We start from the raw sequence: 15062 nt of genomic DNA on the forward strand, positions 1-15062 counted from the left end.
TCGCTACAGACACTGTAACTTTGCTCAGATCAAGAATCTGATCCAATGGCTACAGGCTAGATTTGGCTTATTTAGGTCTTTTTAAATAGGTGTAAAATCTCATTTTTTGCAACTTTATCCTCTAACCGGCGTTAAAGAAGAGAGAATAAGAAGGGGGAGCCTATATGAAAAAGTTAGATCTACTAGCCCTTTTAGCAGTTATTTCAATAATCTTTGTTGGATGTGTCAATACAGGGGATAAAGATAAAGCGAATCAAACGCTAATCGATCTGAGTTCTGTGGACTCCATTACAATCCATAATGATAGCGGCGGATTAATAACCATAACGGACCAAAAGCTAATAGAACGTTTCAATAAAACTATACATACTGCTGAGTATGACAACGCGAAGCTTGATATTGCAGCACCTGATTATGAGGTTACTGTTGAATTGAAGAGTAAAGAAAACGAAAAATTCTCATTCTGGATTATGGGCAATAATAATGGTCTTTTCACCAAATCAGGAGTAAATGGGCATTACAAGTTATCAGAAACGGATAAGGCTGCTTTGATTACCTTATTTCAATCAAATGATCAACAAGTAGAATCAGATAATCTAAAATTAGATGAGACCATCAAGCGAATCACATTAGCAAACTCTCTAGCACATGGTTCAGTGAATGCTAACATAAAGGATGAATACACAGATCATGAAACCATAGATACTTTCGTCCGAGCCATCCGTACCGCTGAACAAATACCAGGGAATTTAAATACCGCAACGCCTAACTACGATATCGTTCTAATTTCAGATAATAATAAATATGCCTTTCATTTATGGATTAACGAGACAAGCGAGCAAGGCATGTTAATGAATGTGAACGAAACGGATACAGGCTACACACTTACTAAGGAATCAACTGCCGAGTTAAAAAAGATTCTGTTCTCGGAAGCAAAATTTAATGGTTTGGAGTTTAATACAGAACGGAACTCTATTGGAGATCTGGTGGCCAAACCGATGGGCCTATCCGAAAATAACTATCTATTAAACGGTGGAGAAGTAGTTGAACTGCAAGGGATCTCTTATCATACCATTCATCTTTTCTATGGCGACCATAATGCTGTCAACGCTTTATTAGCCCATGATCCTGCTACGGATGAGGTAAAGGTGAAATGGAGCGACGAGCTCAACGATTCCAATAATCGATGGAATAATGCTTTTATGAGCAACTATAATATGCTAATCCCGCTGGATGAGGATCATCTATTATTTCTGGAATCGGATGTGACGAAAAAAGCCGGGCAATATCATTTGTCCTCATATAATGTTCTTACAGGAAAGATTGAACGACTTCGGGAAAACTTCTGGCCGCTTTCTGATGATTATGATTACATTTATAAATTTCAATGGAAAGCTGATGAGCAAAAATTGTTTATGCAGAGTTATCTCGGCAATGTATGGATCTTTGATCTGAAAACAGGAAAGGACGATATCCATCTTCTGAAATATCGCGTAATCCCACATTCGACGACCGGGGCGCCATCCCTGTTCCTCTCACCAACTTTTAAGAGATTTGTACATGATGATGAGAGCGGCGAATTAACTTTTTACGATAATAAAGGAGTTTCGCTACGTACTGTACCGTTACCACAAGAGCAATATGTACCTTCTGAGAAAATAAAGTGGAATCCGGCGGGCACGATTGCCTGGATGGATACAGCAGAGATCAACGAAAACCGAATTCTTGACATCGATATCGATTATCTGAAAATAGCTGCACAAAAAATTATTTTTTATAATCAGGATGGTCTTTCCATCGGTTCCATTAAGACTGAAGGCAACCATGAAGATACAGCTATTGAAGTTGTGGGGTGGATGGACGCTAATGTAGCCGTGATAAAATCCTATACTGTAGAACTTATACACAAGGATAATGTAGGGCTTAATGTTAAGGATGTTTCTTATTATCTCTATGATGTAAAAAAGAAGCAGAAGGGGGCAAGCTTTTCGTCCATCCCTTCCAGTGCTACCGTTACTACAGATCTTCGAATGGGCGATGCTGATAATACGGGGGAAATCACTGTGAGTTTTAAAGAAATTACTTATAAAAAAGAAAAATAAATAAGCCTCGGGAGTTCGCCGTAACGATCACACAAGATCATTGGGTAAGCTTTCCGAGGCTTCTTTTTATATTTAAAAGACAAATATTTAAGAATTCTCGAATTCTATATTTGTCCCGCTGTAGAACGGACGGAGGACAGCAGGTCTAGCCGGAAGCCTTGTACTAGAGTGTCACCGTTCATAAGATCGGTCTCATACGCACGATTAAAGCCTAAGCGCTGGTACAGTTTGATGGCTGAAGACATCATTTCCGAGGTGTGCAGGTTCAAGGTGGTGGCACCCAACTGTAGTGATCTCCGTGCAGCATCGCGAATCAGAAGGGTTGCAACGCCAAGACCACGAGCGGATGGAGATACGGCTAGCAGACGTAGGATAGGGGAGTGAATCCCGAGCTCCGGTTTCCCGTAAGCCGTTTCCGAGGAACTGAACAAGAGTGCGCTACCAACGATTTTCTTGTCGATTTCAGCGATGATCCGAACGAGCGGGGTATCACCATGAACGGAATCAAGAAGCGATTTCCGATACTCCAGCCACAACGGCTCAGGCATGATCTCCGAATATTGGTGGTATGCATCTAACAGCAAATCGGCGATAGCATTACGATCTTTATTCTCAGCTTCACGGATAATGATCTTTTGTGACATGTTTTCGCTATCCCCTTTCAGACAAATGTAATGTTCATTCGAATGAAATTATTATACATGATAAATCCTAGTGGAATAAGATGAGTTTCATAATTCTGATTTAGGAATAGAAAAGTTCTATATGAAATAAACATGACTTTCAGTTCAAAATCCGATTGATTTACACGGAATTAATTGTTGACAAAAAATAGGGTGATGACTAAGATATAAACAAAATCTATAGGGTAGCATCGCTTTAATTCATTGTTATTACATCGGAATAGTAAAATTAATAAAAGCATAGGGGGATTAGGGATGAACATTGAAAATATTGAGGCTTTTGTCTACATCAACCATTATGGAAGCTTCAATAAAGCGGCCGAAGTTCTATATATCTCCCAGCCGACAGTAACGGCCCGGATTCAATCGCTAGAAAGGGAACTGGATTGCAAAGTGTTTGATCGGTTGGGCAAGCAGATTAACCTAACGGATAAAGGTAAACAGTTTCTTCCCTATGCCCAGCAGATTCTCCAGATCTATCAGAACGGTAAATATCAGGTTCAGGCTAAGGGACACATTCCAAATGAACTGAGAATCGGCAGTACGGTCTCGGTTTCCAATTATTTAATGCCCCATCTGATGCTCCATTTAAAGCGCAGATATCCTCATATCACAATCAAGCTGATGACAGCTTCTACGGAAGTATTGACTGAAAAGTTGAAATCGAAGGAGCTTGATTTGGCTTTTATCCGTAAGATCGTAAATCCGGCAATTCAAACCTTTCCTTTCTGCGAGGACCCCATCTCACTGTATGTACATGAGGGACATCGCTTTGCTAAAGCACAGCGGGCTTCACTGGAGGATATCCGCCAGGAGACGTTGGTTTTTTTTGAATGTGGCTCTTTAGATTGGATGCGGCTGCATCGTGTATTTGAGAGCATGGAACAGCCGCCGAAGATTGAATATCAGGTAGATAACCTGGAGACAGCCAAAAAGCTGGTATTGAAAAAAGCAGGCATCTGTTTCCTTCCCGCCCTCAGTGTGCAAGAGGAAGTGGCGACGGGGTCGCTGATCCGGGTGGATATTGCGGAGACGGAAGGCATCTCCTTACGAACCAGCTTGATTTCGCTAAATGGAGAGAACGCAGAATTCATCGAAACCCTGCTTGAACTGGGGATTGGTAAAGTCGGAGATCGACTAATTGTATAGATGTATTAAAAAACTCTATTAGCGCATGGACACATGCAGTGATAAAGTTAATTGCATATAATCACAACTAATTCGATAGGGATTATAAAATTAATTTTCGAAAGGCTGGAGGGCATGTGATGAGTGAGGTATACAGGCTGGCAGAACTGAAGGATGCGGAGCAATTACTGGATGTTACATATCGTGCCTATCAGCTGATTCGTGAACTTGGGCTGCATTGGCCTGCGGCCACAGCCGACTTGGCGCTTATTGAAGACAATATAGCTACGAATGAGTGTTATGTGCTTGAAGTTGACGGAACGATAGTTGCGACCATAACCCTTTCAAAGGAAGAAGAGATTAAGAAGATTAGCCCACTGCCTTTTATCAAATGGTTTGCTGCTCATCCAGATTACAGTAACAGAGGTTATGGTGGAAAACTTTTGGATTGGGTGGAAGAGAACATTATTGCTGGACAGTTAGGTTCGGCTGCGGTCACGCTGGCAACGGCGAAGAAACATCCGTGGTTGGTTCAAATGTATGAACGCCGGGGGTACGAACGGTTTCTAGAACTGGATCAGCAGAATGGTGACGGCATTATGTATCTGCTGAAAAAAACACTTACAGACAAACCACAGTTCATTCAAAGGGGATAAAACAATGAAAAAGTCCATTTCACTAGTATTTGCATCGATATTGACACTGGCGATTGCCGGCTGCGGAAACAACAGTAACAGCGCTAGCAGCAATCAGAATGGAAATACAGCAGAAGCTGCGGCACCGGCAAAGGATTCGGCTAAGATAACTAAGATCATTGTGGGCACGGGTACTGCTTTTCCGAAAGTCTGCTTCATTGATGAGAACGGCAAACTCACCGGATTTGATGTGGAGCTGCTCAAAGAAATCGATAAGCAGCTGCCAGAATATGAATTCGAATTTCAAACCATGGATTTCAGCAATCTGCTGCTGAGCCTGGAAACCAAAAAAATCGATTTGGTCGCCCATGTCATGGAGAAAAATCCGGAACGGGAGTTGAAGTACTCTTTTAACAAAGAAGCCTATGCCCACTGGAGAAACCGCATTGTAGTGGCAAAGGATAATAATTCAATCCAATCGCTTGATGATCTCAAAGGGAAAAAGGTGCTTGTAGGTGCAACGAGTGCACAAGCACAAATACTCGAGAACTACAATAAAGAGAATGACAATGCGATTGATATCGTGTATCAGAATGGTGCAGCGAATGATACCGTCGCACAGATTAGTACTGGTCGTGTGGACGCAACGCTGGCTGCAGATTTTGTCCTGCCGATCATTGATCCGCAGAATCAGCTAAAAGCAACGGGCGACGAGCTGTCCTCCGCGGACATTCTCTATGTTTTCCGTAAGGATGATGCCGATTCACAAAAGCTGTCAGATGCGATTGACAGTGCGATTAAAGAGCTGAAGACAGACGGCACACTAGGCAAGCTTAGTACGGAATGGTTGGGTGCGGATGTTACAGCGGATTCGGTTAAATGATTGAGCCGGTGAGCACGGGAAGGGAGGGAATATATGGGCGCACAGTTTGATATCAGCTTTGTATTTTCGTTTTTGCCTAAGTTACTAGAGACTTTAAGCACCACGCTTCTGATTGTCGCCTGTTCTCTACTGACAGGAATTCTTGTCGGCTTTCTCGTAGCTCTGCCAAGACTTTATAAAGTGCCTGTGTTAAAAACCATCTCCGAAATCTATATTTCTTTTTTTCGGGGAACTCCGATTCTTATCCAGCTCTTCTTGTTTTATTATGGTCTGCCCGAAATTATGAAGCTGGTTCATGTCGATATGACCCGGACTCCCGTGCTTGTTTTTGTGATACTTACTTACGGGCTGCATACGGGGGCATACATGTCCGAAATGATCCGGGCTTCTGTAATGGCGGTGGATAAGGGGCAGGTAGAGGCTGCTTATGCTACAGGAATGACGGGGTTTCAAGCCTTTACGCGAATCGTGCTGCCGCAGGCGCTCGGAATCGCAGTTCCGGTATTCTCCAATCTGGTGATTGCTCTACTGAAAGATACGTCATTGGCCTTTACTCTTGGAGTGATGGAAATGTCAGGCAAAGCACAGACGCTAGGCAGCTTAACTCAGCATTTTATTGAAACGTATATCGCGCTTGCGCTAATCTATCTGGTCATCAGCTTTACAATCGAGAAACTGCTGCTTATAGCAGAACGCCGGCTGCTGCGGCATGAGAAACGGAATACACCGGAGAAAAAATCGTTCAAAATCAACAAAAGCTGGTCCTACCGCCGCATCATTGCTGAACTTGGACCGGGTAAAGGAGGTAGCGGATTATGAAGCTGGACCCATCTTTTATCTGGACTGCTCTGGTGCAAATTTTAAGTGCAATTCCTGTGACCTTATCTATTACTGTTGTCTCAGTACTCATTGGATTTGTGATTGGTGTGGCTGTAGCGTTGATCCGGATATACAGAATTCCGCTGCTGTATCCGCTGGCTGTCGGTTATGTTACGTTCATCCGCGGGACACCGATGCTGACGCATCTTTTGCTCATCTATTTTGGGCTTCCCGTATTAATCGATGGTCTGGCGGTACAGTTCGGCTGGAGCTTCAGGTCAGTATCGATTCCGATGATCGGTTTTGCCTATATTTCGTTCTCGATTACAGCGGGAGCCTATATGTCCGAAGTCGTCCGTTCCGGTCTGCTTGCGGTGGATCGCGGTCAGTTGGAAGCGGCACATTCTATCGGCATGACCACGCCCCAGGCACTGCGGCGGATTGTTTTTCCTCAGGCGCTGGCGGCGAGTCTGCCCAATCTCTCAAATTCGGTAATTGGTATGCTGCATGGATCTACCCTTGCTTTTACCGTTTCGGTGGTGGATATCAATGCTAAGGCGCAAATTGTTGCTTCAACGAACTGGAAGTTTTTTGAGGCTTATCTGGCGGCAGCACTGATTTTCTGGGGACTTACGTTCCTGATCGAACGCGTGACGTCGCTGATTGAAAAAAGAATTAATCTTTACAATCGAGGTGGAGTAGCATGATCAAGCTTGCGCAAATTTCGAAGTCATTCGGTCGGAATCAGGTGCTCAACAATATAGATTTAACGGTGACGAAGGGTGAAGTTGTCGTCATTCTCGGTCCCAGCGGCTCAGGCAAAACGACATCTTTACGCTGTGTGAATTATCTGGAGAAGCCAAGCAGCGGAGAGATCGCCATCGGCGATTTCAAAGTGAACTGCAAGCATGCCCGTAAAAAGGAGATTCATCTGCTCCGGCAAAAAACGGCAATGGTGTTCCAGCAGTACAATTTATTCCGCCATAAAACCGCGCTGGAGAACGTGATGGAGGGACTGCTGATTGTCAAAAAGCTTCCGAAGGAAGAAGCGAAAAAGCGGAGTATTGCTCTACTTGAAAAGGTTGGTCTTGGCAGCAAGCTGGACGCCTATCCAAGTCAGCTGTCCGGAGGCCAGCAGCAGCGGGTTGGCATTGCCCGTGCCTTGGCACTCGAGCCGGAGGTTATATTGTTCGACGAACCCACATCGGCGTTGGACCCAGAGTTAGTGGGTGAGGTGCTGGCCGTCATCCGTAAAATTGCTAAGGAAGGCATCACAATGATTGTGGTGACTCATGAAATGGGTTTTGCTCGTGATGTGGCGAATCATGTGGTTTTTATGGACGGAGGCGTCATTGTTGAAGAAGGGACTCCGGCAGAGCTGTTTAACCATCCGCGCGAAGAAAGAACGAAGCAGTTCCTGAAGCGGATCACACCTGAATTTAACTATTCCATATAGGAGGAAAAACAATGGCTATTACAATCAGCGTACTTGATCAAAGTCCGATCTATCCGGGAGAAACGCCGGAGGAAGCATTCCAGCATACGATCAAGCTGGCACAATTGTCCGAAGAGCTTGGATTCCACCGGTTCTGGGTTTCAGAGCATCATGACTCCGAGCAGGTAGCCGGCTCTTCCCCGGAAGTACTTATCTCACATCTTCTGGCTAAAACAGAGCGAATCCGCATTGGCTCCGGTGGAATCATGCTCCAGCATTACAGCCCGTATAAGGTAGCGGAGAACTTCAATGTGCTGTCTACACTGGCTCATGGACGAGTGGATCTCGGTGTGGGACGTGCTCCCGGTGGACTCTCGCGCAGCACACAGGCACTGCAGCAGGGAAAAGCTGAAACCCCAGACCTGACGGGCAAAATCATCGAGCTGGAAAAGTATGTACATAACCGCCTCGAAGAAAACCATCCGCTGGCAGGGTTGAAGGCAGGTCCCCTTCCTGGTATTCCTCCCGAGTTGTATGTCCTTGGTGCGAGTGTAAGTAGCGCGGAAATTGCCGCTGAACTGGGGTTACCGTACGTATTCTCCCTGTTTATTAACAGCGATAAGGCGGTAGCGCTGGATGCCATTCGTGCTTACCGCAGCGGTTTTGCTTCTTCACAGGGCAGACAACCGCAAGCGATTATCGCTTTATCGTTAGTGGTGGCTGAGACTGAGGAGGGAGCGAAAGAACTGGCAGGTGCGCATAAGCTGATCCGGATTCAACTGGCGAGCGGGAAGAAGCTGACAGTAGGGACCTTGGAACAGGCGGAAGAATTTGCCCGCCAGAGCAATGAAGCCTACACGATTGAAGAGCTGGAACCGGAGATTACCAAAGGAACTAAATCATCTGTCCGTGAACAGTTGTTGGAACTTTCAGAGGCATCCGGTGTCGAGGAGTTCATCATAACGACGAATGTACAGCCCTTTGACAAACGGCTCCGATCCTTTGAGCTATTGAGCGAAGCAATCGCTGAAGTGGCGGCAGAGGCATAAAGCGGGCGGGCTCGGTATCACACAGGAAATCGTGTAAAGGAGGGTGACTGTATATGACAAGTAAAGCTAAAGAGTTAAGTGCGGAAGCGCTTGAAGAAGAATTAATCGGGATACGCCGTCATCTGCACCGGCACCCGGAACTGTCCAATGAAGAATATGGCACAACAGAATATATTATTTCCCTGCTGGAGCGGGCAGGAGTCAGGATCGTAGAATACGGTCTGTCTACCGGCGTGATCGCAGAGATTGGCGGCAAAAAGCCTGGTTCGGTCATCGCACTGCGCGCAGATATTGATGCCTTGCCAATCCAGGAGGAAAGCGGAGTATCCTTTGTTTCATTATATCCCGGCAAAATGCATGCCTGCGGGCATGATTTCCATACGGCTGCCTTGATGGGTGCCGCCTATCAATTGAAACAGCGAGAGCAGCAATTACAGGGAACGGTGCGCCTGTTATTCCAACCAGCGGAGGAGAAGGCGCAGGGTGCACAGCGAATCATTGCTAGCGGGGCACTAGAAGACGTCCGGGCAGTGATCGGGCTGCATAACAAGCCAGACTTGCCAGTCGGAACCATCGGTATTAAGGGTGGTCCTTTAATGGCAGCAGCTGACGGGTTTGTGATTGAAGTGCAGGGTGGCAGTTCTCATGCTGCCGTTCCGGAAGCTGGCATAGACCCGATTGTAGCGGCTTCGCATATTGTGACGGCATTCCAGTCCATTGTAAGTCGCAATGTCAGCCCACTGCAGAGTGCGGTGGTCAGTGTGACGCAGATTCACAGCGGCAATTCATGGAACATTATCCCCGAAAAAGCCGTGCTTGAAGGGACGATCCGCACCTTTGATGAAACGGTGCGCAGCAAAGTGCTGAACCGGTTTCAGGAAGTGGCGGTCGGTGTAGCAGCGGCTCTTGGAGCAGAAGCTACCGTTCGCTGGATAGAAGGGCCACCTCCGGTTATCAACGACCCCTCCCTAGCAGCGCTTGGAGTTGAATCGGTCGAAGCTCTTGGTTACCGAGCGATTCAGCCAGAGCTTTCTCTGGCTGGAGAGGATTTCGCCTTCTATCAGCGCGTGATACCCGGACTGTTCGTTTTTGTTGGTACTGAAGGAAGCCAGGAATGGCATCATCCGGCCTTCAATCTGGATGAACGTGCACTCCCTGTGGCAGCACGTTTCCTTGCGGATGTAGCTGTTCGTTCCCTAGTGCAGTACAGTCCCGATGGAGGTGCAGAATTATAGCTGAATATAACAGTTACGATGTAATTATCGTCGGCGCAGGCTCGATGGGCATGAGCGCCGGTTACTATCTTGCGAGGCGCGGAGTGAAGACGCTGTTAATTGATGCCTTTGATCCTCCACATACACAGGGAAGCCATCACGGGGAAACCCGACTGATCCGGCACGCTTACAGTGGTGATCCCGCTTACATTGATTTGGCTCTGCGGGCAGATCGTTTATGGAAAGAAGCCGAGCAGTTGAGTGGAATAGAACTGCTTGTCCGCTCGGGCGTATTGAATCTAGCAGATAGTGCAGTGTATTCCTTCAGCGGTCGTCTCGCGGAAGCGAAGAAACGGAAGGTGCAGGTTCAGCATCTGGATGCCGGAGAGATCCGGCGGCGCTGGCCGGGATTGAACATACCAGAAACATTCGCAGCAATGTATGAACCAGATGCCGGGTATTTGTACAGCGAGCGCTGTATCTCCGCCTACCGCCAGCTTGCCCTTGGACAGGGTGCGGAGCTGTTGACGAACACTTCGGTAGTAAACATCACCGCCCGCGAAGGCAGTGTGACAGTTCATACAACAAACGGCGATTATCACGGAGCGTCAGCTATCCTTAGTGCCGGAGCCTGGTTTGGAGCGTTAGCGCCTTTTGTGCATTTGCCAATCAAGGCGATCCGCAAAGTTGTGGGCTGGTTTGAGAGCTCACCTGCTTTTTCAGCCGGTAACTTCCCTGGCTTCACGCTAGGGGCTGAGGAAGGTGGCTATTATGGCTTTCCCAGCATTGCTGGAACCGGTCTGAAGATCGGCCGGCACGATACGGGGCTGGAATGGAAACCAGGCACACTACTTGCTCCCTTTGGCAGTGAAGCCAGCGATGAGCAAGACCTTCGTAGAGTACTGGAGTCTTATATGCCGGGTGCAGCTGGCCGATTACTTAAAGGTTCTGTATGCAAATATGAGCATACGCCTGATGAAGATTTCATTATTGACCGCCATCCGCTCCACTCCAATGTGCTGGTAGCCGGAGGGTTCTCAGGGCATGGTTTTAAATTTTCTAGTGTTGTAGGTGAAATACTTGCTGATATGGCGACAAGTGGAGCTACCAACCACAACATCCAACCTTTTTCGTTATCACGTTTTGCACCTGATCATTCGCAAGCAGGCCTTATATTGGAGGGGATTTAATGAGCAAAGTTCAAATCAGTAATTTTTTAAGTACTTACAACCAGCTGGTGCATGCAACTGCAGGGTTAACAGAGGAACAGCTGAAATGGAAGGCGGAACCAACAAGTTGGAGTGTCACTGAGGTGCTGGCTCATCTAGCTGATCACAGCATTGTGGTTTCGTTCCGCATCCGTGATATTCTCGCTGCTACAACTGCGCAGCTGCCAGTCTTCAATCAGGACGCTTGGGTCAGCGGCCAGTACGCCAACAGTGGTTATGCTTCCGATAGCCTGGAGTTGTTCCGCAGCCTGCTTTATTATAACAGTCTATTGTTTGAACGGCTCAGCGCAGAGGATTGGGAGAAAAGCGGGATTAACTTCAAGGGAGAGATCGTGAAAATTTCCGATATCGTCCATAGCTTCCCCGCACATGTGGAAAGGCATCTTGGCCAGATCGAGCGAATCAAGCAGGGCGCTGCCAATGCATCGTTCGTGCAATAAATGCTTATAAAGTGAGTTTTGCACAAAGTAAAACCTGGGAATCGTATGCTCACAAAACTTTTAGGAGGAATGAACATGACCAAACCAAAACAACTGAAGCTAGGCGCACTGCTGCATGGAGTAGGAGGCAGCACGTCGATGTGGCGCCATCCTGATGCTAAGCCGGATGCAAGTGTAAACTTTGAATTATACAAAGCGTGGGTACAGAAGGCAGAAGAAGGCAAGCTGGATCTGATCTTCATCGCAGACGGTTTGTACATTAATGAAAAGTCTATTCCGCATTTCCTTAACCGGTTTGAGCCGCTGACCATCCTTAGCGCACTCGCCGCCGTCAGCACCAACATCGGTCTGGTTGGTACCCTGTCCACCTCCTACAGTGAACCGTTTACTGTCGCGCGTCAATTCGGCTCACTGGATGTAATCAGCGGAGGCCGGGCCGGCTGGAATGTGGTGACTTCACCGCTGGAAGGCTCTGCCTCTAATTACAGCAAAAAAGAGCATCCTGACCATGGCAAGCGCTACCGCATTGCTACCGAATATTTGCAGGTGACGCGCGGATTATGGGATTCCTGGGAAGATGATGCGTTTGTCCGAGACAAGGAATCAGGTGTATTCTTTGATCCGCAAAAAATGCATACCCTGGACCATCAAGGTGAGTTCTTCTCCGTGAAGGGACCGCTCAATATTGCTCGTTCGAAGCAGGGGCAGCCAGTCGTGTTTCAGGCAGGTTCCTCAGAAGTTGGTAAAAATTACGCCTCAAAGGAAGCGGATGCTATCTTCACTGGCCACGAAACGCTAGAAGATGCCCAGGCATTCTATAGCGATGTTAAGACACGGGTAGCTTCATTTGACCGGGATCCGAATGAGGTGCTGATCTTTCCTGGCATTGCACCAATCATTGGCGACACACCAGAGGAAGCAGAGCGCAAATATCAGGAGGTTGCTGGTCTCGTGACGATTGAGAATGCACTGAACTATTTGGGCAGATTCTTCGAGCATCATGATTTCTCGCAATATCCGCTGGATGCACCGTTCCCTGAGCTTGGCGAGTTGGGGCGCAATAGTTTTCAGAGCGGCACGGATAAAATCAAAAAGGACGCGAAGGAGAGAGGCTTAACACTAAGACAGGTCGCCTTACAATCCGCTACCCCGCGCAGCAGCTTTATTGGCACACCTGAGCAAGTGGCGGATCAGATTCAAACCTGGTTTGAGGGTGGAGGAGCAGACGGATTTATGATCGCAGCTGCTGTTCCTAACGGACTGGAGGAATTCGTCGATCGGGTAGTGCCGATTCTGCAAGAGCGGGGTCTGTTCCGCACTGAATACGAAAGTAGCACCCTGCGTGGAAATCTCGGTATTCCATTGCCTGAGAACCGCTATTCCAAGGCATCTCAACCGGCAGGGCATAAAGCCATACATTAACAATAATATTAATTTGAATTTCAATATTTAGCTTTCGTCATAAAAAATGTAACGCAGCCGTTTAAGGCTGCGTTTATTTGCGTGCGCGCGGAGCTTGTATATCAACGTAAGCGCTTTAAATATCCAATCAGAGCAATAGATAACCAATCACTGTTATATAGGCAGGGTTCCCGCTGCACCTTATGATAGAAATATCAAGGAGGGATGTAAATTGTACGCTAAGTTCTACAAGTACCGATGGCAATATTTAATGATTCTTCCGGGAGTTCTGTTGCTATTTCTGTTCAGCTATATTCCGATGGCAGGGATTCAGGTCGCCTTCCGCGACTTTCAGATTGGCACCTCGATCTGGAACAGCGCATGGGTGGGATTAGACAACTTTTCTTTCCTGCAAGATCCCCAGTTTTTAACTGTTGTCAAAAACACGTTATATATATCCGTGCTTAAGTTCATCTTCGGATTCCCGGCACCGATTCTGCTGACGCTGGTGATTAACGAGGTAACCCGGCCTGTATTTAAACGATTCGTGCAATCGGTCAGCTATTTGCCACATTTTTTCTCATGGATTGTAGTCGCTTACATCCTGCAGTCTTTTCTGACTTTGGATGGTGGGCTGGTCAATCAGTTCATCGAGAAAGCAGGTGGTGATCCCGTATTTTTTCTAGGTTCCACGGAGTGGTTCCGGCCCATGGTTATATTAAGCGGCTTGTGGAAAGAGACCGGCTGGAACACGATTCTCTATTTGGCTGCGATCACAACGATTGATCCGCAATTGTATGAGTCCGCCAAAGTAGAGGGTGCAGGAAAGCTAGCCCAGATTCGGCATATTACCTTCCCGGGTATTCTACCGACAATATCGATTGTGCTAATTCTGAGTATCCCAAGCCTGATTTCAGTAGGGATGGATCAGATTTATCCGCTGATGAATTCTGCTAATCAAGGGGTCGCGGATGTACTGGATACGTATATCATCCGCAACGGATTGCAGCAGGGATATTTTGGGATGGCAACCGCAGTAGGACTGTTATCCTCAGTGATCAGCTTGATATTGGTTGTTTCGACTAATCAGTTATCCAGAAAAATAAATGGTGAAGGATTATGGTGATGGCATATGAAGCTCAGCAGAGGTGAAAAAATAGCTCAATACGTCATCGTCATAGTACTGGCCGGTCTGTGCTTGTCTGTACTATATCCATTCCTGTACATGCTGGCAATCTCACTGAATGACGGTGCAAGTGCGGCCAAAGGTGGCGTGTATCTATGGCCCAAGAATTTCACATTAATTAATTATGAGATTGTATTAGGAAATGAGATTATCCGCCAGTCTTATCTAATTACAATCGCTAGGACAGTCATTGGCACATTCGCAGGACTTATCGTCACACTTCTGGTGGCATTTGGCTTGTCCTACCGCGCTCTTCCATTAAGAAGCACGATACTAGGCTATATTCTTTTAACCATGTTATTCAGCGGAGGACTGGTTCCTTTCTATATTCAGCTTAATAATCTCGGGCTTATCAACACGTTCTGGGTGTATATTTTCCCCGGGCTGTTCTCGGTCTGGAACATGTTTGTCATGCTGAAGTTTATACAGGGAATCCCTGAAGCTCTGGTAGAATCCGCTGAACTAGATGGAGCCGGTCCTGTTCGTACTCTGATTCAGATTATTATTCCACTCTCTCAACCTATGCTTGCAGCGCTGGGACTGTTTACCGCAGTGGGACACTGGAATGATTGGTTCGCCGGTGCTTTCTTCGTCACGAAGCAGAATCTGATTCCGGTGCAGACCTTCCTGCAGCAATTGCTCGCTGCTCAGGATTTATCCGCTGTCCTTGGCTCGAATACCAACCAGGAAGCTTTGGCGAGGAGCTCACAAATGCAGAATATTACGCTGATGTCGATTAAGATGGCAGTCGTTATGGTGAGTGCAATCCCCATCCTGTGCGTGTATCCGTTCCTGCAGAAATATTTTGTGAAAGGAGTTCTTGTAGGGTCAGTAAAAGGTTGATCTACAATAATAGAA

15 protein-coding genes are annotated in these 15062 nt (G+C 46.8%); 14 read left to right on the forward strand and 1 reads right to left on the reverse strand.

Annotated elements, in window-relative coordinates; genetic code table 11:
* Positions 1-164: 164 nt before the first annotated feature.
* Complete coding sequence (locus tag MKZ16_RS16165) at positions 165-2102, forward strand: hypothetical protein (RefSeq protein WP_339815906.1); 1938 nt, start codon at positions 165-167, stop codon at positions 2100-2102.
* Between the two features lie 104 nt (positions 2103-2206).
* Here the strand turns inward: MKZ16_RS16165 and MKZ16_RS16170 are convergent, their stop codons facing one another.
* Positions 2207-2746: a GNAT family N-acetyltransferase gene (locus MKZ16_RS16170; protein ID WP_036677290.1), complete on the reverse strand. Its 540-nt coding sequence runs from the start codon at positions 2744-2746 to the stop codon at positions 2207-2209.
* A gap of 294 nt (positions 2747-3040) precedes the next feature.
* Here MKZ16_RS16170 and MKZ16_RS16175 point away from each other — a divergent pair, with 294 nt between their 5' ends.
* From MKZ16_RS16175 to MKZ16_RS16235, 13 genes are all read left to right on the forward strand, one after another.
* Positions 3041-3934, forward strand: a complete 894-nt coding sequence (locus MKZ16_RS16175) for a LysR family transcriptional regulator (protein ID WP_076105723.1) — start codon at positions 3041-3043, stop codon at positions 3932-3934.
* 119 nt (positions 3935-4053) lie between these two features.
* Entirely contained in the window at positions 4054-4569 is a 516-nt protein-coding gene (locus MKZ16_RS16180; RefSeq protein WP_036677287.1) for a GNAT family N-acetyltransferase, read from the forward strand.
* 4 nt (positions 4570-4573) lie between these two features.
* The gene (locus MKZ16_RS16185; protein ID WP_076105724.1) at positions 4574-5431 is read left to right on the forward strand and encodes a transporter substrate-binding domain-containing protein; all 858 of its coding nucleotides are present in this window, start codon (positions 4574-4576) and stop codon (positions 5429-5431) included.
* A 33-nt stretch (positions 5432-5464) separates the two neighbouring features.
* Positions 5465-6250, forward strand: a complete 786-nt coding sequence (locus MKZ16_RS16190) for an amino acid ABC transporter permease (protein ID WP_076105725.1) — start codon at positions 5465-5467, stop codon at positions 6248-6250.
* On the forward strand, positions 6247-6957 hold the full coding sequence (locus MKZ16_RS16195) for an amino acid ABC transporter permease (protein WP_036677282.1): 711 nt from the start codon (positions 6247-6249) through the stop codon (positions 6955-6957). The genes MKZ16_RS16190 and MKZ16_RS16195 overlap by 4 nt, the downstream gene beginning before the upstream one ends.
* Positions 6954-7706, forward strand: coding sequence for an amino acid ABC transporter ATP-binding protein (locus MKZ16_RS16200; RefSeq protein WP_076105726.1), 753 nt, complete (start codon positions 6954-6956; stop codon positions 7704-7706). Before MKZ16_RS16195 ends, MKZ16_RS16200 begins: the two co-directional genes overlap by 4 nt.
* Positions 7707-7717: 11 nt before the next feature.
* On the forward strand, positions 7718-8734 hold the full coding sequence (locus tag MKZ16_RS16205; protein ID WP_339814221.1) for an LLM class flavin-dependent oxidoreductase: 1017 nt from the start codon (positions 7718-7720) through the stop codon (positions 8732-8734).
* Positions 8735-8787: 53 nt separating this feature from the next.
* Positions 8788-9969: an amidohydrolase gene (locus MKZ16_RS16210; protein WP_076105728.1), complete on the forward strand. Its 1182-nt coding sequence runs from the start codon at positions 8788-8790 to the stop codon at positions 9967-9969.
* A complete protein-coding gene (gene solA, locus MKZ16_RS16215; RefSeq protein WP_076105729.1) occupies positions 9966-11138 on the forward strand; it encodes an N-methyl-L-tryptophan oxidase in 1173 nt (390 codons plus the stop codon). Before MKZ16_RS16210 ends, solA begins: the two co-directional genes overlap by 4 nt.
* Positions 11138-11617 carry a DinB family protein gene (locus tag MKZ16_RS16220; protein ID WP_076105730.1) on the forward strand — a complete coding sequence of 160 codons (480 nt, stop codon included), beginning with the start codon at positions 11138-11140 and terminating at the stop codon, positions 11615-11617. Before solA ends, MKZ16_RS16220 begins: the two co-directional genes overlap by 1 nt.
* Positions 11618-11692: 75 nt before the next feature.
* Positions 11693-13039, forward strand: a complete 1347-nt coding sequence (locus MKZ16_RS16225) for an LLM class flavin-dependent oxidoreductase (protein ID WP_076105731.1) — start codon at positions 11693-11695, stop codon at positions 13037-13039.
* A gap of 211 nt (positions 13040-13250) precedes the next feature.
* Positions 13251-14144 (forward strand): ABC transporter permease subunit, encoded by an 894-nt coding sequence (locus MKZ16_RS16230; RefSeq protein WP_339814225.1) that lies wholly within the window; start codon positions 13251-13253, stop codon positions 14142-14144.
* A gap of 6 nt (positions 14145-14150) precedes the next feature.
* On the forward strand, positions 14151-15047 hold the full coding sequence (locus MKZ16_RS16235; RefSeq protein ID WP_076105733.1) for a carbohydrate ABC transporter permease: 897 nt from the start codon (positions 14151-14153) through the stop codon (positions 15045-15047).
* Positions 15048-15062 lie beyond the last annotated feature (15 nt).

The sequence above is a fragment of the Paenibacillus sp. FSL R5-0928 genome (assembly GCF_037970385.1).
Lineage (GTDB): Bacteria > Bacillota > Bacilli > Paenibacillales > Paenibacillaceae > Paenibacillus_AQ > Paenibacillus_AQ odorifer.